At 74.0% G+C, this 23,793-nt stretch carries 21 protein-coding genes and 3 tRNA genes; 12 read left to right on the plus strand and 12 right to left on the minus strand.

The genetic code is table 11. The features are described from left to right. The first annotated feature begins 89 nt into the window (after positions 1–89). The 4 genes from ACWDD9_RS11225 to fabF all read left to right on the plus strand — a co-directional run bounded on the left by ACWDD9_RS11225 (position 90) and on the right by fabF (position 3,844). The gene (locus ACWDD9_RS11225) at positions 90–1,043 is read left to right on the plus strand and encodes an ACP S-malonyltransferase (protein ID WP_049656695.1); all 954 of its coding nucleotides are present in this window, start codon (positions 90–92) and stop codon (positions 1,041–1,043) included. Then, positions 1,040–2,071: a beta-ketoacyl-ACP synthase III gene (locus ACWDD9_RS11230; RefSeq protein WP_049656693.1), complete on the plus strand. Its 1,032-nt coding sequence runs from the start codon at positions 1,040–1,042 to the stop codon at positions 2,069–2,071. Before ACWDD9_RS11225 ends, ACWDD9_RS11230 begins: the two co-directional genes overlap by 4 nt. Before the next feature lie 75 nt (positions 2,072–2,146). Continuing rightward, on the plus strand, positions 2,147–2,392 hold the full coding sequence (locus ACWDD9_RS11235) for an acyl carrier protein (protein WP_049656691.1): 246 nt from the start codon (positions 2,147–2,149) through the stop codon (positions 2,390–2,392). A gap of 186 nt (positions 2,393–2,578) precedes the next feature. Next, complete coding sequence (gene fabF / locus ACWDD9_RS11240) at positions 2,579–3,844, plus strand: beta-ketoacyl-ACP synthase II (RefSeq protein ID WP_049656688.1); 1,266 nt, start codon at positions 2,579–2,581, stop codon at positions 3,842–3,844. A 112-nt stretch (positions 3,845–3,956) separates the two neighbouring features. Here the strand turns inward: fabF and ACWDD9_RS11245 are convergent, their stop codons facing one another. Further along, positions 3,957–4,451, minus strand: coding sequence for a DUF3145 domain-containing protein (locus tag ACWDD9_RS11245; protein ID WP_049656686.1), 495 nt, complete (start codon positions 4,449–4,451; stop codon positions 3,957–3,959). Positions 4,452–4,814: 363 nt separating this feature from the next. Further along, the gene (locus tag ACWDD9_RS11250) at positions 4,815–5,843 is read right to left on the minus strand and encodes an NADP-dependent oxidoreductase (protein WP_449811434.1); all 1,029 of its coding nucleotides are present in this window, start codon (positions 5,841–5,843) and stop codon (positions 4,815–4,817) included. A gap of 124 nt (positions 5,844–5,967) precedes the next feature. Here ACWDD9_RS11250 and ACWDD9_RS11255 point away from each other — a divergent pair, with 124 nt between their 5' ends. Continuing rightward, a complete protein-coding gene (locus ACWDD9_RS11255) occupies positions 5,968–6,432 on the plus strand; it encodes a MarR family winged helix-turn-helix transcriptional regulator (RefSeq protein WP_074000762.1) in 465 nt (154 codons plus the stop codon). Positions 6,433–6,558: 126 nt separating this feature from the next. Further along, complete coding sequence (locus ACWDD9_RS11260; RefSeq protein ID WP_449811435.1) at positions 6,559–8,151, plus strand: LCP family protein; 1,593 nt, start codon at positions 6,559–6,561, stop codon at positions 8,149–8,151. Between the two features lie 156 nt (positions 8,152–8,307). On the opposite strand, the gene ACWDD9_RS11265 is transcribed toward ACWDD9_RS11260, so the two are convergent. From ACWDD9_RS11265 to ACWDD9_RS11285, 5 genes are all read right to left on the minus strand, one after another. After that, positions 8,308–9,219, minus strand: a complete 912-nt coding sequence (locus ACWDD9_RS11265; RefSeq protein WP_117487564.1) for a 1-aminocyclopropane-1-carboxylate deaminase/D-cysteine desulfhydrase — start codon at positions 9,217–9,219, stop codon at positions 8,308–8,310. A 96-nt stretch (positions 9,220–9,315) separates the two neighbouring features. Continuing rightward, positions 9,316–10,020, minus strand: coding sequence for a GOLPH3/VPS74 family protein (locus tag ACWDD9_RS11270; RefSeq protein ID WP_449811436.1), 705 nt, complete (start codon positions 10,018–10,020; stop codon positions 9,316–9,318). Between the two features lie 41 nt (positions 10,021–10,061). Continuing rightward, complete coding sequence (locus ACWDD9_RS11275; RefSeq protein WP_380781115.1) at positions 10,062–10,334, minus strand: hypothetical protein; 273 nt, start codon at positions 10,332–10,334, stop codon at positions 10,062–10,064. Between the two features lie 9 nt (positions 10,335–10,343). Continuing rightward, positions 10,344–11,291 (minus strand): SPFH domain-containing protein, encoded by a 948-nt coding sequence (locus ACWDD9_RS11280; protein WP_049650209.1) that lies wholly within the window; start codon positions 11,289–11,291, stop codon positions 10,344–10,346. A gap of 304 nt (positions 11,292–11,595) precedes the next feature. Next, positions 11,596–11,669: transfer RNA gene (locus tag ACWDD9_RS11285), tRNA-Ile, on the minus strand. Positions 11,670–11,858: 189 nt separating this feature from the next. On the opposite strand from ACWDD9_RS11285, the gene ACWDD9_RS11290 reads away from it, so the two are divergent. Together ACWDD9_RS11290 and ACWDD9_RS11295 are read left to right on the plus strand one after the other, a co-directional pair. Continuing rightward, entirely contained in the window at positions 11,859–12,722 is an 864-nt protein-coding gene (locus ACWDD9_RS11290) for a trypsin-like serine peptidase (protein ID WP_117487690.1), read from the plus strand. 117 nt (positions 12,723–12,839) lie between these two features. Then, entirely contained in the window at positions 12,840–13,586 is a 747-nt protein-coding gene (locus tag ACWDD9_RS11295) for a trypsin-like serine peptidase (protein ID WP_053111986.1), read from the plus strand. Positions 13,587–13,742: 156 nt separating this feature from the next. Here the strand turns inward: ACWDD9_RS11295 and ACWDD9_RS11300 are convergent. After that, positions 13,743–13,815 (minus strand) — tRNA-Asn (locus ACWDD9_RS11300). 61 nt (positions 13,816–13,876) lie between these two features. Next, positions 13,877–13,949, minus strand: a tRNA-Asn gene (locus ACWDD9_RS11305). A gap of 228 nt (positions 13,950–14,177) precedes the next feature. On the opposite strand from ACWDD9_RS11305, the gene ACWDD9_RS11310 reads away from it, so the two are divergent. The 4 genes from ACWDD9_RS11310 (at position 14,178) to ACWDD9_RS11325 (ending at position 19,087) form a co-directional block, all read left to right on the plus strand. Next, on the plus strand, positions 14,178–14,483 hold the full coding sequence (locus ACWDD9_RS11310) for a hypothetical protein (RefSeq protein ID WP_310593127.1): 306 nt from the start codon (positions 14,178–14,180) through the stop codon (positions 14,481–14,483). Positions 14,484–14,652: 169 nt separating this feature from the next. After that, entirely contained in the window at positions 14,653–16,086 is a 1,434-nt protein-coding gene (locus ACWDD9_RS11315) for an FGGY family carbohydrate kinase (protein ID WP_449811437.1), read from the plus strand. Between the two features lie 126 nt (positions 16,087–16,212). After that, on the plus strand, positions 16,213–17,616 hold the full coding sequence (locus ACWDD9_RS11320) for a glutamate decarboxylase (RefSeq protein WP_449811438.1): 1,404 nt from the start codon (positions 16,213–16,215) through the stop codon (positions 17,614–17,616). A 439-nt stretch (positions 17,617–18,055) separates the two neighbouring features. Next, on the plus strand, positions 18,056–19,087 hold the full coding sequence (locus ACWDD9_RS11325; protein ID WP_449811439.1) for a DUF2690 domain-containing protein: 1,032 nt from the start codon (positions 18,056–18,058) through the stop codon (positions 19,085–19,087). A 9-nt stretch (positions 19,088–19,096) separates the two neighbouring features. Here the strand turns inward: ACWDD9_RS11325 and ACWDD9_RS11330 are convergent, their stop codons facing one another. The 3 genes from ACWDD9_RS11330 to ACWDD9_RS11340 form a co-directional block, all read right to left on the minus strand. Further along, positions 19,097–20,239, minus strand: a complete 1,143-nt coding sequence (locus ACWDD9_RS11330; RefSeq protein WP_449811440.1) for an RNA polymerase sigma factor — start codon at positions 20,237–20,239, stop codon at positions 19,097–19,099. A gap of 170 nt (positions 20,240–20,409) precedes the next feature. Continuing rightward, positions 20,410–22,317, minus strand: coding sequence for a DNA primase (gene dnaG, locus ACWDD9_RS11335; protein WP_449811441.1), 1,908 nt, complete (start codon positions 22,315–22,317; stop codon positions 20,410–20,412). Positions 22,318–22,418: 101 nt separating this feature from the next. Continuing rightward, positions 22,419–23,729 carry a deoxyguanosinetriphosphate triphosphohydrolase gene (locus ACWDD9_RS11340; protein ID WP_049650217.1) on the minus strand — a complete coding sequence of 437 codons (1,311 nt, stop codon included), beginning with the start codon at positions 23,727–23,729 and terminating at the stop codon, positions 22,419–22,421. Between the last annotated feature and the right edge of the window lie 64 nt (positions 23,730–23,793).

The raw sequence follows: 23,793 nt of genomic DNA on the forward strand, positions 1-23,793 counted from the left end.
CGGAGTGTAGGGACCATACAATCCCGGATGGTTTTCTTCGTTACCGTCGCCTACCCGCCCCTGGGCGCCTGGCGAGAGAGGGTTGAACCGTGCTCGTAATCGTCGCCCCTGGACAGGGTGCCCAGTCCCCCGGTTTCCTCAGCCCCTGGCTGGAGCTCGACGGCGTCGCCGACCGCCTGCGCGGTTGGTCGGAGGTCGCCGGGCTCGACCTGGTGCACGCCGGGACCGAGGCGTCCGCCGAGGAGATCAAGGACACCGCCGTCGCCCAGCCGCTGCTGGTCGCGGCCGGTCTGGTGACCGCCCGGGAGCTGTTCCCGGACGAGGACGCCGCCCGTGCGCTGGTCGGCGCCGTGGCCGGCCACAGCGTCGGTGAGATCACCGCCGCCGCCGGCGCCGGGGTGCTCACCGCCCACGACGCGCTGACCTTCGTGCGCGAGCGCGGCCGGGCCATGGCCGAGGCCGCCGCCGTCACCGAGACGGGCATGCTCGCCCTGCTCGGCGGCGAGCCGGAGGAGGTCGCGGCCAAGCTGGCCGAGCACGGCCTGACGGCGGCCAACAACAACGGCGGCGGCCAGATCGTCGCCGCCGGCACGCTGGACCAGCTGGAGGCGCTGAAGGCGGACCCGCCGACCCGCTCCAAGCTGGTGGCCCTCAAGGTGGCCGGCGCCTTCCACACCGAGCACATGGCCCCGGGCGTCGAGCGGCTGGCCGAGCTGGCCCCGACCCTGACCAGCGTGGCCGACCCGAAGGTCCGCTACGTCTCCAACAAGGACGGCGCGGTCGTGGACTCCGGCGCGGAGGTCCTCGCCCGCCTGGTGTCGCAGGTCTCCAACCCGGTCCGCTGGGACCTCTGCATGGAGACCCTCGGGCAGCTGGGCGCGACGGCCGTGATCGAGCTGTCCCCGGCCGGCACCCTCACCGCGCTGCTCAAGCGCAACCTCAAGGGTGTGGCCACGCTCGCCCTCAAGACCCCCGCCGATCTGGACAAGGCCCGCGCGCTCGTCGCGGAGCACGGCGGTCAGGAGCAGGAGAACCAGGCATGACCAAGCCCCAGATCCGTCCGGTGAGCGGCGCGCAGTACTCGCGCATCCTCGGCGTCGGCGGCTACCGTCCGGTCCGGGTGATCCCCAACTCCGAGGTCCTGGAGTGGATCGACTCCTCGGACGAGTGGATCCGCACCCGCAGCGGGATCGCCGAGCGCCGCTGGGCCGGCCCGGAGGAGTCCGTCTCCGAGATGTCCGTCCAGGCCGCCGGCAAGGCGATCGCCCAGGCCGGGATCACCGCCGAGCAGATCGGCGGCGTGATCGTCTCGACCGTCTCGCACTTCAAGCAGACCCCGGCGATCGCCACCGAGATCTCCGAGCGGCTCGGCTGCGGCACCGCCCCGGCCTTCGACATCTCGGCCGCCTGCGCCGGCTTCGGCTACGGCCTGGGCCTGGCCGACGGCATGATCCGCGGCGGCAACGCCGAGTACGTGCTGGTCATCGGCGTCGAGCGGCTCAGCGACCTGACCGACCGGTCGGACCGCTCCACCGCCTTCATCTTCGGCGACGGCGCCGGCGCCGTGGTCGTCGGCCCGTCCGACACTCCCGGCATCGGCAAGCTGGTCTGGGGCTCGGACGGCTCGCAGGCCGACCTGATCACCCAGACCGAGGCCTGGGACACCGCCTTCGCCAAGTCCGACGCCGTCAACGGCGCGGGCGAGGAGACCAAGTGGCCGGCCCTGCGGATGGACGGCCAGCCGGTCTTCCGCTGGGCGGTGTGGGAGATGGCCAAGGTGGCCCAGCAGGCGCTGGACGCCGCCGGGATCACCGCCGACCAGCTCGGCGCGTTCATCCCGCACCAGGCCAACATGCGGATCACGGATGCCATGATCAAGGCGCTCAAGCTGCCGGAGTCGGTGCCCGTCGCCCGCGACATCGCCGAGACCGGCAACACCTCCGCCGCCTCCATCCCGCTGGCGATGGAACGCATGCTGGAGAGCGGTGAGGCCCACAGCGGGGACCTGGCCCTGATCATCGGGTTCGGGGCGGGTCTCGTGTACGCCGCGGCAGTCGTTACTCTCCCCTAGGCGCATTCGCCCAATCCACAAGCCTGTGTCCGGCCGCCGGCCGGACGCGTTCAACACCGAAGAGGAGCAGCCAGTATGGCTACCAAGGACGAGGTCCTGGAAGGTCTCGCCGAGATCGTCAACGAGATCGCCGGTATCCCGACCGAGGATGTCGCGCTCGACAAGTCCTTCACCGATGACCTGGACGTCGACTCGCTGTCCATGGTCGAGGTCGTCGTGGCCGCCGAGGAGCGCTTCGACGTCAAGATCCCGGACGACGAGGTCAAGAACCTGAAGACCGTCGGCGACGCGGTGGACTACATCCTCGCCAACGCCGCCTGAGCGATCGAGTCGTTCGACTCGGCCAGCCCGCCCGGCGTCCCGTACGCCGGCGGGGGCTGACCGGTCGGCCGGGCTCGTGGAGCCCGACCGACCCCACCGGCCGGGACGCCCCCTCACCGGGGCGCCCGGCCGGGCCCATCCTCGGCACGCCGCCGACCCCTGCACACGTGAGAGAAGAAGAAACCAGTGACCGCTGAAAACCGCACCGTGGTCGTCACGGGTATCGGCGCCTTCACGCCGCTGGGCGCCGACGCCGCCAGCACCTGGGAGAACCTGGTCGCCGGCAAGTCCGGCGTGGTCGCCCTGACCGAGGAGTGGGCCGAGGACCTGCCCGTCAAGATCGCCGCACGCACCGCCGTCGAGCCCGGCACCATCCTGCCCCGCCCGCTGGCCCGCAAGCTGGACCGCTCGGCCCAGTTCGCGCTGATCGCCGCCCGCGAGGCCTGGGCCGACGCGGGCTTCGAGACCCCCGCCACCGACGAGTCCTCCAAGCTCGCCCCCGAGCGCCTGGGCACCGTCATCGCCTCCGGCATCGGCGGCGTGACCACCCTCCTCGACCAGTACGACGTGCTGAAGGAGAAGGGCGCCCGCAAGGTCTCCCCGCACACCGTCCCGATGCTGATGCCCAACTCCCCGGCGGCCAACGTCGGTCTGGAGGTCGGCGCCCGCGCGGGTGTGCACACCCCCGTCTCCGCCTGCGCCTCCGGCGCCGAGGCGATCGGCTACGCGATCGAGATGATCCGCACCGGCCGCGCCGACGTCGTGGTGGCCGGCGGCACCGAGGCCGCGATCCACCCGCTGCCGATCGCCGCGTTCGCCAACATGATGGCGATGTCCAAGAACAACGACCAGCCCCAGCGCGCCTCCCGCCCGTACGACAAGGGCCGCGACGGCTTCGTGCTGGGCGAGGGCGCCGGCGTGGTCGTGCTGGAGTCGATCGAGCACGCCGAGGCGCGCGGCGCCCGGATCTACTGCGAGGCCGTGGGCCAGGGCCTGTCCTCGGACGCCCACCACATCGCCCAGCCCGAGCCGACCGGCGCCGGCGTGGCCCGCGCGCTGGCCGACCTGTTCGAGCGCAACGAGCTGGACAAGGCCGAGATCGTGCACGTCAACGCGCACGCCACCTCGACCCCGCAGGGCGACACCGCCGAGCTGAAGGCGCTGCGCAAGGAGCTGGGCGACGACCTCGACCACATCGCCGTCTCGGCCACCAAGTCGATGACCGGCCACCTGCTGGGCGGCGCCGGCGGCATCGAGACCGTCGCCACCGTGCTGGCCCTGTACCACCGGATCGCCCCGCCGACCATCAACGTGGACGAGCTGGACGACGACGTGGAGGCCGACATCGTCCGCGACGAGGCACGCAAGCTGCCCGAGGGCCGGATCGCCGCGCTGAACAACTCGTTCGGCTTCGGCGGCCACAACGTGGTGCTGGCCTTCCGCACCCACTGACGCCCGTGACGAAGGGGCCGGCGCTCGCCGTGAGCGCCGGCCCCTTCGTCGTACCCGTCTTCGTCGTACCCGTCCGGTCCGTCCGCTGTCCGCCCGGCCCGCCGGGGCGGCCTCAGACCACCTGGTGCAGCCAGCGCACCGGCGCGCCCTCGCCCGCGTACCGGAACGGCTCCAGCTCGTCGTCCCAGGGCTTGCCGAGCAGCCGGGCGATCTCGGCTTCCAGGTCGGCGCCCTCGCTGCGGGCGCGCAGCAGGACGGCGCGCAACCGGTCCTCGGGGATCAGGATGTCGCCGTGGATGCCCGTGACGGCGTGGAAGATGCCGAGCGAGGGCGTGCTGCTGTACCGCTCCCCCTCCGCCGTGGCGCAGGGCTCGCTGGTCACCTCGTACCGCATCAGCTGCCAGCCGCGCAGCGCGGAGGCGAGTTTCGAAGCCGTACCGGGCTCCCCCTGCCAGGAGAGCTCGGCACGCCAGTGCCCGGGTGCGGCCGGCTGGCGGATCCAGTCCAGGCTCACCCGCACACCGAGCACCCCCGCGACGGCCCACTCGACGTGCGGGCACAGCGCGCGGGGCGCGGAGTGGACGTACAGGACTCCACGTGTCGTCACCGGGACCTCCAGGCTGTGGACGAGGGTCGCCTTCCCCAGCTGCCTCGTGCCTGCAGTTGATCCGCAGTTACTCACGTTAGCCGACATTAAGCTACTAAATTGAGCAAAACGGACAGGCTTTCGCTCAATGCTAGTCGAATCCTCAACGAGGTCTACCCCTCGGCCGGATCTCTCCCCCGAACGGCCCCATCGTCGGCGGGACCACCGTACCGCGAGGCGCCACAGGATGGATGACGCACTTTCGGATCCGGACGGAATGCGGTAGTGCGACCGCGGCGCCCGCGCCCGACCGCGGGCCGCACATGACGGACCGCCCCGCCGCCCGGTGGGGGCGGCGGGGCGGTCGGGTCTCCTGACGGATCGTCAGCCGTCCAGGCGGACGACCATCTTGCCGGTGTTGACGCCGCTCAGCAGACCGAGGAAGGCGTCCACCGTGCCGTCGATGCCCTCGCTCACCGTCTCGCGGTACTTCAGCTCACCGGAGCGCACCCACGCCGAGACCTCCTCGACGAACTTCGGCTGGAGGTCGTAGTGGTCGCCGACGAGCAGCCCCTCCATGCGGAAGCGCTTGGCGATGATCTGCGCCAGGTTGCGCGGGGCCGGAGTGGGCTCGGTGGCGTTGTACTGCGAGATCATGCCGCAGACCACGATGCGCCCGTGCAGGTTGATCGAGTCGATCGCCGCTTCGAGGTGCTCGCCGCCCACGTTGTCGAAGTACACGTCGATGCCGTCGGGGGCCGCCGCCCGGAGCTGGTCGGCCACCGGACCGTTCTTGTAGTTGAACGCGGCGTCGAACCCGTACTCCTCCACCAGGAGTTCGACCTTCTCGTCCGAGCCGGCGGAGCCGATCACCCGCGACGCGCCCTTCAGCCTGGCGAGCTGGCCGACGATGCCGCCCACGGCGCCGGCCGCGCCGGACACGAACACCACGTCGCCGGCCTTGATCCCGGCGACCCGCGTCAGCCCCGCGTACGCGGTCAGCCCCGGCATGCCCAGCACGCCCAGGTAGGTGGAGAGCGGCGCGGCGTCCGGGTCCACCTTGACGGCCGTCCTGGGGTCGAACGTCGCGTACTCGCGCCAGCCGAAGAAGTGCAGGACGTAGTCGCCCTCGGCGAAGCCCTCCGCCCGCGAGGCGACGACCCGGCCGACCGCGCCGCCCAGCATCGGCTTGTCCAGCTCGTACGGCTCCGCGTAGGACTTGCGGTCCGACATCCGGCCCCGCATGTACGGGTCCACCGAGAGGTAGACGTTGCGGACCAGGATCTCGCCCGGGCCGGGGGTCCGGACCGGGGCCTCGACCAGGGCGAAGTCGGTCGGCACCGGCCAGCCCTGGGGGCGGGCGGCGAGGTGCCATTCACGGGCGGTCGCGGGGGTGGCGGCCTGCTCTGCCATCGGGGGCTCCTTGAGGGTTCGGGTGCGGGTTCAGGCGCGGTTCACAACATGAAAGGTTGATGAACTGAAGTAACGATGGGCATGAAAGGTTCACCCTGTCAACTTTTCAGGTAGACTTTTGACCATGGAGACCCAGCCCGTCGAGGACGCCACGCCGCAGCCCGACGAGATCACCCGCGAGGTCGTCGACCTGATGGCCAACCTGGTCGCGCTGTTCCACCGCGAGTACGAGGAGGCCGCCGCCGCCCGCTCGCTCACCGGCGCCCAGGCCAAGGTGCTCGCCCTGCTGCGGCGCGGACCGATGCCGATGCGCCAGATCGCCCAGACGCTCAGCTGCGAGCCCTCCAACATCACCGGCATCGTCGACCGGCTCGAATCCCGCGGCTTCGTCACCCGCGAGGCCGACCGGCACGACCGCCGGGTCAAGCTGGTCGCCGCCACCGGCACCGGCTCGGCCGCCTCCGAGGAGCTCCGCGAGTCGCTCAACTTCGCCCGCGAGCCGCTGGCCGCACTCGGCCCGGACGAGCGGACGGCCCTGCGCGACCTGCTCCGGAGGATGCTCGCGGGCGCCTCCGGCCCTGGCGCGTGACCAGCATCACAGGTCCCGGGGGCTGTCCGTTGGCCCCGGGGGGGTAACCGAACCGCCTCCCGGAACGTCTAACGTTCGAACATCGAACATCGAACGCGAGATACCTGAAGACGGGGGGCACTGAGGATGAGCAGCAGTGCGCGTCGGCGCCGCTACCTGCGGACCGCCATCGGCCTGGCCGCCGCACTGGTGCTGTCGGTCGCGGGTGCCGGAGCCTGGTTCTACCACCGGCTGGACAACAACATCACCACCTTCGACCCGGGCGGCGTCGCCACCGAGCGCCCGCCCGCCGCCGTGCCGGCCAGCCCCGGCGCCCAGGTGCCGGTCAACGTGCTGCTGCTCGGCTCGGACACCCGCGACGGGGGCAACGACTCGCTGGGCGGCGGCGACGAGGGCGTCGGCCACTCGGACACCGCGATCCTGGTGCACATCTACGCCGACCACAAGCACGCCGTCGGCGTCTCGATCCCCCGCGACACCCTGGTCACCATCCCGTCCTGCAAGCTGCCGAACGGCAGCTGGACGACGCCGAAGAACGACCAGATGTTCAACTCCGCCTTCACCGTCGGCCTGGCGGAGAGCGGCAACCCGGCCTGCACCCAGAACACCGTCGAGAAGCTGACCGGGCTGCGGATCGACCACACCGTCGTGGTCGACTTCAAGGGCGCGGCCGCGATGTCCGACGCCGTGGGCGGCGTGGAGGCCTGCGTGCCCAACGACGTCAACCAGTTCGGCATACACCTCAAGAAGGGCCTCCAGAAGCTCTCCGGGCAGTCCGCGGTGGACTACCTGAGAGCGCGCCACGGCATCGGCGACAACTCCGACATCGGCCGGATGAAGCGCCAGCAGGCCTTCCTCTCGTCGATGATCAAGAAGGTGCAGGGCCAGGGCTTCTCGCTGCCCACCCTGCTGCCGCTGGCCGACGCGGCCACCAAGTCGCTCACCGTGGACGAGGGTCTCGGCACCGCGATGAAGCTGGTGGACTTCGCCCGCTCGATCCAGGACATCAAGCTCTCGGACGTCTCCTTCGTCACCGCCCCCTGGCGCTTCGCCGGCGAGCGGGTGCGACTGGTCCAGCCGGACGCCGACGCGCTCTGGAAGCTGCTGCGCGAGGACCGCACCCTGGACGGGCAGAGCACCTCCGGGACGGGCCAGGTGACCTCCTCCCCCGGCGCCGACCCGGGGGCCCCGGCCGCCCCGGCCACGCCGCTCACCCCGGAGCAGGCCGCGGCGCCGATCACCGTGGTCAACGGGGTCGGCACGCCCGGCCTGGCCGGCTCCGGCGCCGAGACGCTCAAGGCGCGCGGCTTCCGGAGCATCACCCTCGGCCCCAACTCCCCCGGGCAGCAGGCCACCCAGGTCTCCTACGACCCCGCGCTGAAGGCCGTCGCCGACCAGGTCGTGGCGCTCTTCCCCGGCGCCAAGGCGGTCGAGGAGCCCGGCTCGGGGGCGATCACCGTCACCCTCGGCGCCGACTACCGCGGGGCGGGCACCCGGATCGACGCGGTGGCCGCCCCGAGCCCGGAGCCCGGTGCCGGGACCGCACCCGGGGCTGCCGCCGGGGCCCCTGCCGCCGCGGCCCCCGCCGGGGCGGGCGCCGCCCCGGGCGCCACCACGGGCAGCACCCCCGGCGCCCTCCCGGGCGGCGTCCCCACCGGCATAGCGGAGAACACCCGCACCGCCGACACCGACCCGTGCGCGAACCTGACCTTCGGCTGACCGCGCCCGGCCTCCGGCCCGCCTGAGGGCCGGGCCGCCCGTCGAACTCCCGCCCGCCCTCCCCGCGTTCGCCCGGGGAGGGCGGGCGGCCCGGCGTCCGGGCGGGCACCTCGCGCGGCTGATCCGTGGGCGCCTCGCCCCGACGGCCGCCGGCCGCTACTCCGGATCCGGCAGCCCGGTGACGACGGCGGTGAGGCGGGTGCCGCGCGGGAAGGCGCCCGCCGCCGCCAGGTCCGCCAGCGCGGCGAGCAGCTTGGCGACGTAGCGGCGCTCCAGCGGGACGCCGTGGCGGCGCTCGAACCGCTCCGCGAAGCCGGCCAGCTCGGCCGGGACCTTCCCGTAGCCGCCGCCGTGGTGCCCGTGGTCGATCCGCCAGTTGTCGAACCCGCGCCCGTAGGCGGCCCGGTGCAGCCGGGCGACCTCCTCCTCCAGGTAGCCCTCGCCGCCGCGCAGCACCGCCACCCCGAGCGCCCGGGCGCCCGCCGGCAGGCCGGCCGCGATGCCGGCCAGGGTGCCGCCGGTGCCGACCGGGCAGCAGACCACGTCCCGCTCGCCGAGGTCGGGCAGTTCGGCCGGGATCGCGGCCGCGCCGACGGCGGCCAGGGCGTTGGAGCCGCCCTCCGGGAGCACCAGGCAGGGGCCCCAGCGGCGGAGCGGGTCCGCCGCGCCGTCCTCCCCCTCGGCCCGGCCGGTGGCCTCCCGGTACGCGGCCCGGGTCAGGAACTCCAGCCGCATCCCGGCCGCCTCGGCGGCCCGCAGCGACCAGTTGCGCGGCCGGTCGGCCAGCTCCTCGCCGCGGACCAGCCCCACGCTCTCCAGTCCGAGCGCGCCGGCGGCGGCCGCGACGGCCCGCAGGTGGGTCGAGTAGGCGCCGCCGAAGGTCAGCAGCCGGGTGTGGCCCCGCTCCACGGCGGCGGCCAGGTTGGGCGCCAGCTTGCGCCACTTGTTGCCGGGGACGGTCGGGTGCAGCAGGTCGTCCCGCTTCAGCCGCAGCTCCACCCCGGCCCGGGCGAAGGCCTCGTCGGTGCAGTCCACCAGCGGGGTCGGCAGCAGGGCGGCTTCGAGCATCCGGCCAGCATAAGGCGGACGCGCGGAGCCCGGCCCGCCGGTGCGGCGGCCGGGCTCCGCGCCCCGGGACAGGCCGCCACCCCCGTGGACGGCCCGTCAGCCCAGGACGGCGATCTCCGCCGTGTGGCCCGCCTGGCGCCAGGCGAGGGCCGAGCCGAGCGCCTTCGGGACCGGGCCGGCCGCCGGGTACAGCTTCTCGATCCGGCCTCGGTGCTCCCGGCGCTGCTTGGGATCCAGCACCGTGCGCAGCCGCCCCGCGGCGGCCAGGGCCACCAGCGCCGCGTCGGCCGGGTCCACCCGGCTGAGCGGGCCCTTCAGCGCGGCGGTGACGGAGGCCGCCAGCGCCGCGCGCACCTCGGGCCCGTCCAGGGTGACCCGGGTGACCGGGAACACCCCGGCCGCCCGGCCCTGCTGGAGGCCGATCCAGCCCGCCTCCGCCAGGCCCTCCCGGATCCGCCGGGCCGGCTGGTCACGACCGACGCTGGGGGCGCGGCCGATCCACCAGCTCCAGCTGTGCGGCCGCTTCTCCTGGATCCGGCCCAGCAGGTGGGCGCTGTACGGGTCGAGGCCGGCCGAGGCGGCGGAGTCCCGGACCCTCGCGACGGCCGTCCGGCCCTCCTCGCGCACCAGTCCGCGGCGCAGCAGTTCGGTCAGCGCCGCCGCCTGCAGCACCAGGTGGAGGGTGGACTGCCGGGTGATCCGCCCGCGCCGCGGGTCGTAGGCGAGCAGGTACAGCTTCTCGGGCAGGTTGACGGGGAGGTCGGCGGGCGGCTTGCTGGGCAGTTTGGCGAGCAGGTCCATCTCGTTCTCCGGTCGTTCGGTCGGTGCCCGGCCCGCCGCGGTCAGTCCGCCGCGGAACCACCGCTCTGCGGACTCTCCGGGCTCTCCGGGCGGCTCTCCGGGTTCTCCTCGGGCGGGCTCTCCTTGGGCGGGCGTCCGCGCCGGGGGAGCCGGGCCGCGCCGCCGGGCATCCGGCCGGCGTCGGTGAGGGCGCGGCGGAGCAGGAACTCGATCTGGGCGTTGGTGCTGCGCAGTTCGTCCCCGGCCCACCGGGCCAGCGCGTCGTGAACTGAAGGGTCCAGTCGCAACAGGAGCTTCTTCCGTTCCGTCGCCAAGGCCTCGCCTTACTGGTAGAGGGAGCCCGTGTTCACGACGGGCTGGGTGCCGCGGTCGCCGCAGAGCACCACCAGGAGGTTGCTCACCATGGCGGCCTTGCGCTCCTCGTCCAGCTCCACGACATCGCGTTCGGCGAGCCGGTCCAGCGCCTCCTCGACCATACCGACGGCGCCCTCGACGATCAGCCTGCGCGCCGCCACCACGGCCCCGGCCTGCTGGCGCTGGAGCATCACCTGGGCGACCTCCGGAGCGTACGCGAGCCTGGTGATCCGGGACTCGATGACCCGCACTCCGGCCGCGGCGACCCGGGCGGCGATCTCGGTGGAGAGCTTGCGGGCGATCTCGTCCGCGCCGTCGCGCAGCGACAACTGGCCCTCGTGGTGGGCGTCGTACGGGTAGCTGGTGGCGATGTGCCGTACGGCCGTCTCGGTCTGGATGGCGACGAAGTCGGCGTAGTCGTCCACCTCGAAGACCGCCATCGCGGTGTCCTCGACCTGCCAGACCACCACGGCGGCCATCTCGATCGGGTTACCGTCCGCGTCGTTGACCTTGGTGGTCTCCGTCTCGTGGTTGCGGATCCGGGTGGATATCCGGCGCCGACTGGTGAAGGGGTTCAGCCAGGTCATGCCCTCGGCGCGGACGGTGCCCCGGTAGCGCCCGAGCAGCTGGACCACCCGGGCCTGTCCGGGCGAGACCACCGTCAGCCCGCACATCAGCACCACCGAGCCGAGCAGCAGCACCGGCCCGAGGACCATCAGCCCGATGCCCAACCCCTTTCCGCCGCCGGAGAGTTGGACCGCGCCGGCGACGAAGGAGCCGACTCCGGCGAGCAGGCCGAGCAGCGTGCCGCCGAGGACCGGCAGGCCGGCCGCCCCGGTGATGGCCCGTTCGGTGATCTTGGGGACCGGGAGGTCCAGGACGGCACCGTCCTCGACGGCGAAAGGCGGGGTGGTCATGGGGCGACTCCTTCGGCGAGCATCCGCATCCGATGGCAAAGTGATATCACTTTTTGAGCGCGCGGCGCCAGGGTCCGGTGACGGGAAGGAGGGGACGAACGGCCGCGGAGAAGGCGGCGGAGAGCCGTCGGGGACGGTCGGGGCCGATGCCCACGGGCGGGTGAATTCCGGCGCGCCACACGGGGAAGGAGGGTGGCCGCGGCCTAGACTCTGCGACGTCGCATGCGGTGGAAAGGCGGCGGGGCCCCCGCTCGGCGGCCCGCCCGCGAAGGGTCGTCACGACACTCGTCGCACATCGAGAAGGTGGGGCGGGTGGGACTCGAACCCACGACCAAGGGATTATGAGTCCCCTGCTCTAACCGGCTGAGCTACCGCCCCGGTTCGCCGCGCGCGCCGGTCGTCGACACGGCAGCAGCAGACGGCCCCAGCGAGGCCGTCCCGGGCAGCATAGCCGGTCGATCACCCGTGATGCTCGCCGGGGGCGCACCTGGGTGCGCGACGGTGCGCCCCTCCCGGGCGGCGCAGCCCGGGTGGCGGCGGGGCACCCGTCCGGGGCAGCCTGGGCGGATGACGACACGTGGGACGGGGGCGGCGGCCGCGGCGCTCGCGCTGGTGCTGGCCGCGGCGGGCTGCACCACCGCGGCGCGGCCGGGCGGAAGCTCCCCGACCGTCACCTCCGCACCACCCACCACCGCCGCCACCTCCACCGCCGTCAACAGCCACGGCTGGAACCGGCAGCGGTTCAAGGGCGCGTCCGGCCGGCACACCGGCGTCACCCGCACCGCCAAGCCCACCGTGCTCAACGGCCTGGTCGGCGCGGTGTTCACCCGCAACGCCACCGGCGACCACTTCTGCACCGCCAGCGTGGTCGACAGCGCCGGGCTCAACCTCGTCGTCACCGCCGCCCACTGCGTCTGGGACCCGAAGCTCGGCCGGCGCGGCGACCTGGTCTTCGTCCCCGGCTACCGCGACGGCGACACCCCCAGCGGCGTCTGGCCGCTGCTGGCCGTCACCGTGGACGACGCCTGGAACGACCACGCCGACCCGGACATGGACGTCGCCTTCGCGGTCGTCCAGGCCCAGAACGGGCAGCAGGTCCAGCAGGTGCTCGGCGCCAACCGACTGGGCGTCAACCGCGGCTACCGGCTCCCGGTGAAGATCACCGGCTACCCGAGCAGCAGCGGCGTCCCGATCACCTGCTCCAACACCACCCTCCAGCAGAGCCCCACCCAGCTGCGGATCGACTGCCCCGACTACACCGGCGGCACCAGCGGCAGCCCCTGGGTCACCGACTTCGACCCGAGCACCAGGACCGGCACCGTGGTCGGCGTGATCGGCGGCTACCAGGAGGGCGGCAACAGCCCGGACACCTCGTACAGCAGCTACTTCGGCGACCGCGTCCAGGCGCTGTACGACCGCGCCACCGGCTGACCGGGCGGCGGGCGGGACCCCGGCGGTGGCGCCGCCGGGCCCGGCCTGGTAGATCTTCCTCACGAACGGCGGAACGCACGGCCCCGGTGCCCGCCCCGAGGACGAGACGGAGCCCCGATGGCCTCCCGCCCGGCGCGGCCCGCGCACACGGCACGAACGGTCGCGCTGGCCGCCCTGCTGCTGGCCGCCGGCACCGCCTGCGGCGGGCAGGACGCGGCGCCCCGCGCCGAGGTCGCGCAGCGGAGCCCCGCCCGGGACCGGATCGGCACCCTCTCCATCCACACCGCGCAGGGACCGCGGGCCTGCACCGCGAGCGTGGTGCACAGCCCCCGGGGCAACCTGCTGGTCACCGCGGCGCACTGCGTGCAGACCCGCCGGATCGGCCTGCTGGACGGCCTGGTGTTCACCCCCGGCTACCGCAACGGGTCCACCCCGTACGGGACTTGGCCGGTGCAGGCGATCACCGTCGACCCGCGCTGGGCGGCCGGCGACGACCCCGAGTACGACGTGGCCTTCGTCACGGTGGGCCCGGTCGACGGCCGGCAGGTCGAGGAGGCGGTCGGCGGCAACCCGGTCGGCACCGGCCAGGGCTTCGGGCTGTCCGTCTCGGTCACCGGCTACCCGAACGAGAGCGACGAGCCGATCACCTGCGCCGTCCGCACCAGCTCGCAGAGCGCCACCCAGGAGCGCTTCGACTGCGGCGGCTACACCGACGGCACCAGCGGCAGCCCGTGGGTCACCTCGAACGGCGCGGTGGTCGGCGTGATCGGCGGCTACCAGGAGGGCGGGGAGACCCCCGGCACCTCGTACAGCGTCACCTTCGACCAGCGGGTCGCCGAGCTCTACCGGAAGGCGACCGCCTGACCCGGGAGCCGCCCCCGGCGCCGGCCCTGCGGCGACCCGGGCCCGCGGGCGGTGTCGCGCACGTCACGCCGCGGAGCCGGACGGGGACAACACGAAGGCCCCCCGGTCGACCGAGGGGCCTTCGCTCTGAGCAGTCACCGGGCAGGCCCGGTGCAGCTCCCGCAATTGGACTCGAACCAATAACCTGCCGATTAACAGTCGGCTGCTCTGCCAATTGAGCTATGCGGGATCGCGGTACCCAACTTCCGTACCACGGACGGGAACAGGACCCCGGAGGGCCTTCTCCCGAGCTCCCCCAATTGGACTCGAACCAATAACCTGCCGATTAACAGTCGGCTGCTCTGCCAATTGAGCTATGGGGGATCGGCTCCCGCCTCGGCCCCGGTCTCCCGGGCTCCTCGGCGCTCGCTGCGGGACATACATTAGCGCACTCGGGGGGGTGGTCCGCCAATCGCTTTCCCGGATCGCCCCCGGATCGCCGCCCGGCGTGCCCCGCGCGCGCCCGGCGACGGGGCCGGGGATGCTGGGGCGCGGACGGTTCGCCGTCCCGACGTACGGGTAGGGCAATGCGGCAGAGGCCGCCAGGAGAGGGTGGATCCGACCATGTGGAAGCTGTCGTTGGCCGTGGGTTTCGCGGCCGGCTACGTCCTGGGCTCGCGAGCCGGGCGCCAGCGCTACGAACAGATCGCCAAGGTCACCCGGGAGATCGCCCGGAACCCCACGGTCCAGAACGCGACCGACCGGGCCCGGCAGCAGGCCGGTGCGGTGGCCGGGAAGGCGGCCGACGCGGTCGCCGGCCGGGTCGGCGACCGGCTGCCGAACGCCGTCACCGACCGGGTGCCGTACTTCAACCGCACCAGGGCGGAGGACGACGGCTGGGGGACCTTCCGGCCGTGAGCGCCGGGCCCGGCCCGACCGCCTCACCCGGGGCGGTCGGGCCGGGTACCCGCCGTCCGTGACGGGACGGTGACAGCTGGGCGAAGCGGACCCCGCCCCGGGGTCGCGAACCCGCAACAGGCCGCCCGGCCCGGACGCGTCCGGGGCCGGGCTGAGGCATGATCTCGGCATGGCCATCGTCGCGGGGATAGACAGCTCGACCAACCGCACCAGGATCGTCGCGTGCGACGCCGACACCGGCGCCGTCCTGCGCTCCGGCAAGGCGCCGCACCCCGTCCCCGAGGACCAGGACCTGCGCCCGGGCGAGGCCGACCCCCAGGTCTGGCTGCACTCGCTCGGCGACGCCGCGACCGGCGGCCTGCTGGAGAGCGTCCGGGCGATCGGGGTCAGCGCCCAGCAGCACGGGATGATCGGCCTCGACGCGGGCGGGGTGCTGGTCCGCCCGGCGATCCTCTGGAACGACCCGCGCTCCAGCGGCGCCGCCGCCAAACTGCTGGACGCCCTCGGCGGCCCGGCAGCCTGGACGGCCGCGATCGGCTCCGTGCCGGCCCCCACGTACACCGTCGCCAAGCTGCGCTGGCTGGCCGAGTTCGAGCCCGCCAACGCCCGCCGGGTCGCCGAGGTGCTGCTGCCGCACGACTGGCTGGTCTGGCAGCTGCTCGGCCACCCCAAGCGCCGCACCACCGACCGCGGCGACGCCTCCGGCACCGGCTACTGGTCGCCGATCACCGGCGAGTACCGGCAGGACCTGGTGGAGCTGGCGCTCGGCCACGAGCTCAGACTGCCCGACGTCCTGCCCCCGGCCGAGCCCGCCGGGCACACCCCCGAGGGCCTGCTGATCTCGGCCGGCACCGGGGACAACATGGCCGCCGCGCTGGGCCTGGGCCTCGGCCCGGGCGACGCGGTGGTCTCGCTCGGCAGCGCCGGGACGATCTTCGCGGTGCACGAGGAGGCCGTGGTCGACGCGTCCGGCCTGGTCTCCTCCTTCGCCGACGCCAGCGGCCGGCACCTGCCGATGGTCGCCACCCTCAACGCCGCCCAGGTGCTGCGCTCCACGGCCGCCCTGCTCGGCCGGGACCTGGAGGGCCTGAGCGACCTCGCCCTGCACTCCTCCCCCGGCGCCTACGGCCTGGTGCTGCTGCCGTACCTGGACGGCGAGCGCACCCCCGCGCTGCCGCACGCGGCCGGCACCCTGACCGGCCTGCGGGCCGAGGCGATGACCCCTCAGCACCTGGCCCGGGCCGCCGTCGAGGGCATGCTCTGCAACATCGCCGACGCCCTCGACGTGCTGCGCGCCCGGGGCGTCCCGGTGAACCGGGTGTTCCTGCTCGGCACGGCCGGGCGGCTGCCCGCCGTCCGGCACATCGCCCCGATGCTGTTCGGCGTCCCGGTCGTGGTGCCGCCGCCCGGCGCGCACGCCGCCCGCGGGGCCGCCCGGCAGGCCGCCTGGGCGCTGGCCGGCACCCCGCAGCCCCCGGAGTGGGAGCTGCCCGACGCCGAGACCGTCGAGCCCGACGGGGAGCAGGACCTGGCGATCGGCTCGGCGGTGCGTCAGCAGTACCGGGCCGCCCGCGACCAGGTCCACCCGGAGGCGGCGGCCTGACCCCGGAGCGGGGGTGACGGACCGCGCCCCGGAGCGGGGGCGGCGGACCGCGCGGATGCGTCGCCCGGCACCCGGTGGCAGCGTGGGACGGGACACGGCCACCGACCCGAAGGACGGCAGGACGCCATGGCGCTGCACAAGGGGGCCGGCGGCGACCGCCGGCTGAGCATCGGCCCGTACCCGACCATCGCCGACCCGCTGGGCGCGATGAAGCTGGCCCCGCCGCTGCACCGGCTCGGCGAGGTCCCCGTCGCGGCCGAGACCGCGTACCAGCTGATCCACGACGAGCTGATGCTGGACGGCAACGCCAAGCTCAACCTGGCGACCTTCGTCACCACCTCGATGGAGGCCCAGGCCACCCGGCTGATGACCGAGTGCCTCGACAAGAACATGATCGACAAGGACGAGTACCCGCAGACCGCCGAACTGGAGCGGCGCTGCGTGGCGATCCTCGCCGACCTCTGGCACGCCCCCGACCCGGACGGCGCGGTCGGCTGCTCCACCACCGGCTCCAGCGAGGCCTGCATGCTGGCCGGCATGGCGCTCAAGCGCCGCTGGATGCACCGCAACGCCGACCGCTACGCCGCCGGGGCCCGGCCCAACCTGGTGATGGGCGTCAACGTGCAGGTGTGCTGGGAGAAGTTCTGCAACTTCTGGGAGATCGAGGCGCGCACCGCACCGATGGAGGGCACCCGCTTCCACCTGGACGCCGAGCGGGCGGTCGCCCTGTGCGACGAGGACACCATCGGGGTGGTCGGCGTGCTCGGCTCCACCTTCGACGGCTCGTACGAGCCGGTCGCGGAGATCTGCGCGGCCCTGGACGCCTACCAGGAGCGCACCGGCACCGACGTCCCGGTGCACGTGGACGGCGCCTCCGGCGCCATGGTGGCGCCCTTCCTCGACCCGGAGCTGGTCTGGGACTTCCGGCTGCCCCGGGTGGCCTCGATCAACACCTCCGGCCACAAGTACGGCCTGGTGTACCCCGGCGTGGGCTGGGCGCTCTGGCGCGACCGGGCGGCGCTGCCGGAGGAGCTGGTCTTCCGGGTCAACTACCTGGGCGGCGAGATGCCGACCTTCGCCCTCAACTTCTCCCGGCCCGGCGCCGAGGTGGTGGCCCAGTACTACGTCTTCCTGCGGCTCGGCCGGGAGGGCTTCCGGGCCGTCCAGGGCGCCTGCCGCGAGGTCGCCACCTACCTGGCCGGGCGGATCGGGAAGCTGGACGGCTTCCGGCTGCTGACCCGGGGCGACCAGGTCCCGGTGTTCGCCCTCACCACCGAGGGGGACGTCCCGTTCGACGTGTTCGACGTCTCACGGCGGCTGCGCGAGCGCGGCTGGCAGGTCCCCGCGTACACCTTCCCGGCGAACCGGGAGGACCTGTCGGTGCTCCGGGTGGTCTGCCGCAACGGCTTCTCCCGGGACCTCGCCGACCTGCTGCTGGCCGACCTCGACCGGCTGCTGCCGGAGCTGCGGCGCCAGCCCGTCCCGCTCCGGGAGCTCGGGGTGCCGCCCCGGCCGGGCTTCCACCACTGACCCCGTTCGCGCGGCCGGGCGTGCATCCGGCCGGTCGTACGACCGGGAGAACGTCACAGCGGGGAGGGCGCAGCGAAGCGCCCTCCCCGCCGGAGCATCCCGGCGGACCCGGGGCAGCCTCCCCCCGCGAGGCTGCCCCGGACCGGTGGGGGCCGGGAGCGGGTGCGGACCGACGACGGGTGATCGATCGGGGTCCGAACGGTTCCACCGACGGGTGGACCGCACCGGCCAGAGAACTCTGCACGATGACCACATGGATGTTCGAGCGTCTCCGGGGGTTGTGAGACACTTCCGTCCGTCTCAGCGCCATGACCTGGGGTTTGGGACGCCAGGCCGATCAGGTTGGAGAAGCGGAGACGCCGAACGGCCCGGACCGGGACCCTGCCGCTCCCCCGTTCCCCGTTCCCCGCCCCCCGTCTCTCGAGTTTGGAGCGCCGCCGTGGGTTCCGCCTGGAAGCAGCTGCCCGACGAGCTGTCCGAGCCCGCCAGACGCCTGGCGGAGGAGCTCCGGGCCGTCAAGGACGCCGCCGGACTGTCGCTGTCCGAGCTGGCCGCCCGCACCCACTACAGCCGGGCCTCCTGGGAGCGCTGGCTCAACGGCAAACGGGTCGTCACCGAGCAGGCGCTGGAGGCGCTGGCCGGGGCGGTCGAGTGCGACGGGGCCGCGCTGCGGGCGCTGTGGCGGCGGGCGGTGGCCGGGCCGGAAGCCGTCGCTGACGGGCCCTCGGGCGCCGAGGAGCCCGCCGTGGAGGAGGCCGTCTCCGTCGCGGAGGCGCCGGTGGCCGGGCAGGAGCCCGGGCCCGCCCCCGCCGTCTGGTGGCGGCGCCCGGCGGCACTGGTCTCCGGTGCGGCCGCGCTGGCGCTGCTGCTGGTCCTGGTGGGCCTGCGGATCAGCCGGCACGACGGGCAGGCCGCGGCGGCCGACCGGCCCGCCGCGACGACCGGTGCCTCCGCCGCTCCCAAGCCCGGGCCCACCGCCCCGGCCTGTCAGGCCGTCGGCTGCGCGCACAAGGACCCGAAGACCACCGGCTGCGGCAAGGACGCCCGGACCCTGCAGACCCAGGTGGTCGGCAAGGTGGTCGTCTACCTCCGGTACAGCCAGACCTGCCGGGCCGCCTGGGCGGCCATCACCGAGGGCCAGCCGAAGGACTACGCGACGATCACCGACGGCACCGGCGAGAGCGAGACGGCGCTCATCCACTGGGGCTACGACAACTACTCGGCGATGCTGGACGCGGCGGACCCGACCGTCACCTTCCAGGTCTGCGGCTACCAGCCGGCCGGCCACGACTGCACCGCGGTCGTCTCCGACCTGGCCATGGTGGTGGCCTCCACCCCGATCCCGATCGGGCCCGCCTCTCCCCCGCCGGGCACCGGCGCGGGCGCGTCCACGACCCCGGCCCCGGCCACACCGGCCGACCCCACTCCGACCGACCCGTCGGCGCCGGCCGCGTCGCCGACCCCGCTCTAGGGTCCGGGCTCAGTCGAGGTAGCCGCGCAGCTGCTCGGCGCAGGCGTGGTCGCGGAGCTTGACCAGGGTCTTCGACTCGATCTGGCGGATCCGCTCCCGCGTCACGCCGAACACCGCGCCGATCTCCTCCAGCGTTCGCGGGCGGCCGTCGTCCAGCCCGTAGCGGAGCTGGACGACCTGGCGCTCCCGATCCCCCAGGGTGGCCAGGACGGCCTCCAGGTGCTGGCGCAGCAGCAGGAAGGTCGCGGACTCGGCGGGCGAGGCGGCGTCGGCGTCCTCGATCAGGTCCCCGAGCGCGACGTCGTCCTCCTCGCCGACCGGGGTGTGCAGCGAGATCGGCTCCTGGGCCAGCCGGAGCAGCTCGCGCACCCGCTCCTCGGTCAGCTCCAAGGCGGCGCCGATCTCGGCCGCCGTCGGCTCCAGGCCGCGCTCCTGGAGCAGGCCGCGCTTCGCCCGGACCACCCGGTTGATCAGCTCGACCACGTGCACCGGCACCCGGATCGTCCGGGCCTGGTCGGCCAGGGCCCGGCTCATCGCCTGCCGGATCCACCAGGTCGCGTACGTGGAGAACTTGAAACCGCGGGTGTAGTCGAACTTCTCCACCGCGCGGATCAGGCCCAGGTTGCCCTCCTGGACCAGGTCCAGCAGGGTCAGCCCGCGCCCGACGTAGCGCTTGGCGACGGAGACGACCAGCCGCAGGTTCGCCTCGATCAGCCGGCGCTTGGCGATCCGGCCCCGCACCACCAGGGTGTCCAGCTCGCCGCCCAGCGGGTCGGGCGGCGGCGGGTCGCCGTTCAGCCGCTCCTCGGCGAAGACGCCGGCCTCCACCCGGCGGGCCAGCTCGACCTCCTCCTCGGCGGTGAGCAGGCGGATCCGGCCGATCTCGCGCAGGTACTGGCGCAGCAGGTCGGCGGACGGCCCGGTGTCGTCGGCGGGCCCGCGGCGCTCGTCCGGGTCCTCGGCGCCGGACCCGGTTTCGGGGTCCGGGCTGTCCGGATGGCCCTCCGGCAGGCCCTGGGCGGGGATCCGGGCACCGTCCGGGGGCACCGCCCCGGCCCGGCCGTGGTGGGTGTCCTGCTCCCCGTCCGGTTCGGCGGGGTTCGCTCTCGTACTGGTGGTGGTCGCTGCGACGACGCCTTGCTCCACGGGCATCCCCTCGGGGCGGGCGCGACTCTGGCGGACCCGCGCAGTACGGAGGTGGGACGCCCTCCAGTGTGCGGTACGCCACGCTCCGTGGCCGAGACTCGTGCGCCGACTTTCTGCGCGCGGGTTCGGGCGCCGGGTCCGACACCGCGTCCGGGCGGCGGGTGCCGCGGGGCGCGCTACAGCGCCGCCGCGCCCTGGCTGCGCAGCTGCTGCCCGTACTGCTGGAGCTGCCACAGCTCGGTCTGCACCGCGTGCAGCTGCTCGGCCTCGGCCCGGGGGCCGAGCCGCTGGAGGTAGCCGCGGACCTCGGTGATCCGCCGGTCCACCGCCAGCAGGCGCAGCTTGACCAGGAACTCCCCCGCGTAGATCGCGTCCGCCTTGCGGCGCGAGCGGACCGGCTCGACGGTCAACTCGGTGACCAGCGAGCGCACCTGGTCGTCCGGGGCCGCCTCGCGCACCGCGCTGGTGAAGTCGGGCAGGGTCGCCCCGTACGCGGCGCCGCCGGCCTTGGCGACGGCCTGCCGGACGGCGGTGTACGGCGGGGTCGGGAACTCGTCCTCGCCGTAGTGGTCGAAGGCCGGGCTGACCAGGTCCGGGTGCTGGAGCGCCAGCTTGAGCAGCTCCCGCTCGACGAACTGGGCCGGGTCGCGCGGGTTGAGCCGGTAGGCGGGCTGCGCGGCGCGCTGCGGCTGGGCCGGCTCGGGGCGGCGCTGGGCGGCCGCGCCGCGCGGGTTCTGCTGGCGCTCGCGGTCCCAACGGGCCAGCTGGGAGATCCGGCGGACGACGAACTGCTCGTCCAGGATGCCGAGCATGCCGGCCAGGCGGACGGCGTACTCGTGCTGGATCGAGCGGTCCTTGATCTTGGCGACGATCGGGGCCGCCTCCTCCAGCGCCGCCGAGCGCCCCTCCGGGGTGTCCACCCGGTGCCGGGCGACCGCCGAGGTCAGCGCGAACTCGAACAGCGGGACCGGGTTGTCGATCAGGTGCTTGACCGCCTCGTCGCCCTGGGCCAGGCGCAGCTCGCACGGGTCCATGCCGCCCGGGCTGACCGCGATGGAGGTCTTGGCGGCGAACTTCTGGTCGTCCTCGAAGGCGCGCAGGGCGGCCTTCTGCCCGGCCGCGTCGCCGTCGAAGGTGAAGACGGTCTCGCCCCGGTACTGCGAGGTGTCCATCAGCAGCCGACGGATGATCTTGATGTGGTCCTCGGCGAAGGCGGTGCCGCAGGTCGCCACCGCCGAGGTGACCCCGGCCAGGTGGCAGGCCATCACGTCGGTGTAGCCCTCGACCACCACCGCGCGGCCCGACTTGGCGATCTCCTTCTTCGCCAGGTCGATCCCGTACAGCACGTGGGACTTCTTGTAGATCGGCGTCTCGGGGGTGTTGAGGTACTTCGGGCCGTTGTCGTCCTCGCGCAGGCGGCGGGCGCCGAAGCCGACCACCTCGCCCGCGATGTCCCGGATCGGCCAGACCAGCCGGCCCCGGAAGCGGTCGATCAGACCGCCGCGCTGGCCCTGCGAGGCGAGGCCGCCGAGCAGGATCTCCTTGTCGGTGAAGCCCTTGCCGCGCAGGTAGCGGACCAGGTGCTCCCAGCCCGCGGGAGCGTAGCCGACGCCGAAGGTCTTGGCGGCCTCCTCGTCGAAGCCGCGCTCGGCCAGGAAGCGGCGGCCGATCTCCGCCTCCGGCGAGGCCAGCTGCTCCTGGTACCAGGCGGAGGCCACCTTGTGCGCCTCGACCAGCCGGGTGCGCTCGCCCTGCTGGTGGCGGGGGCTGTAGCCGCCCTCCTCGTAGCGCAGGGTGATGCCGGCCTGGGCGGCCATCCGCTCGACGGCCTCGGCGAAGGTGAAGTGCTCGATCTTCATCAGGAAGGCGATGGTGTCGCCGTTCTCCTGGCAGCCGAAGCAGTGGAAGACGCCCTTGGCGGGGTTCACGTAGAAGGAGGCGGACTTCTCGTCGTGGAAGGGGCAGACGCCCTTGTACTCGCCACCGCCACCGTTGGTCAGCTGTACGTAGTCGCCGACCACCGCGTCGATCGGCAGCGCGCTGCGCACCGCCTGTACGTCTTCGTCCCTGATCCGCCCGGCCACCCCGGAAGTCTACTGGGGCGGCGGGGCATTCCGGCCGCGCCGAGGGCTCGGCCCCGGTCGGGGCACGGCCGCACCGGAGCCGTCGCGGCCGCGCCCGGCGGCTACGCCCAGGCGGCGCCGACCAGTTTGGCGTGCAGGGCCAGGGCGGAGGCGTCCGTGAGGGTGGCGATCTGGTCGACGACCGTGCGCAGGGCGGCGCGGTCGTCCTCGGCCTCGTGGTACATCGCGGCGAACACCGGGTCCAGCCCGTCGGGGGCGCGCTGGGTGAGGACGTACGCCAGCTCGGCGATCACGATCCGCTGCCGGGCCCGCAGCTGGGCCTGCTCGTCGCGCTGCATCACGAAGCGGACGGCGACCGCCTTGAGCACCGCGCACTCCAGCCGGACGTCCCTCGGCACCACCAGCTCGGCGGCGTAGCGGGTGAGCCGGCCGGGGCCGTAGCGGGCGCGGGTGGCCTGCTCGGCGGCCAGGCAGAAGCGGCCGATCAGCTGGCTGGTGAGGTCCTTGAGCCCGGCCCGGGCCCGGGCGGTGCCGTCGTAGGAGCGGGGCCACCACTCCTGGGCGAGCAGCCGGTCCAGGGCGGCGGCCAGCTCCTCCGGCTCGGCGTCCGGGGCGTAGCGCTCGGCGACCTTGAAGAGTTCGGCCCGCTCACCGGGGGCGCGCAGCACGGCCGGGTCGATGTGGCCGGCCTGGAGGCCGTCCTCGACGTCGTGGGTGGAGTAGGCCACGTCGTCGGACCAGTCCATCACGGTGGCCTCGAAGCACTTGCGCCCGGCCGGGGAGCCGGCCCGCAGCCAGCGGAAGACCGGCAGGTCGTCGGCGTAGACGCCGTACTTGGAGGAGGCCGGGTCGGTGGGGTGGGCGCCCTTGGTCCACGGGTACTTGCCGGCGGCGTCGAGGGCGGCCCGGCTCAGGTTGAGGCCGACGCTGCGGCCCGGCCAGGGGGCGAGCCGGACGGCCGGCTGCTCCCCCTCGGGCGCGAAGCGCTTGGGTTCGAGCCGGGTCAGGATGCGCAGCGACTGGGCGTTGCCCTCGAAGCCGCCGCAGGCCTCGGCGGCCTGGTCGAGGGCCTCCTCGCCGGTGTGGCCGAACGGCGGGTGGCCGATGTCGTGGGCCAGGCAGGCGGTCTCCACGAGATCCGGGTCACAGCCCAGGGCGGCGCCCAACTCCCGCCCGACCTGGGCGCATTCGAGGGAGTGGGTGAGGCGGGTGCGCGGGAAGTCGCTGCGCATCGGGGCGACCACCTGGGTGGTGCCGGCCAGCCGGCGCAGCGCCGCCGAGTGCAGCACCCGGGCGCGGTCCCGCTGGAAGGCCGTACGGCCCGGGCGCTTGTCGGGTTCGGGGACCCAGCGGGCCTCGGCGGCGTGGTCGTACGTGATCGGGGCGGCGAGGCGGTGCGTGGTGTCGTCCATATGTCCTTCACCGTACGCCGCGCCCCCGACACGCGGGGTGTGCCGCGCACGAAGGGGTGCGGGC

This window comes from Kitasatospora sp. NPDC001119, assembly GCF_053598475.1.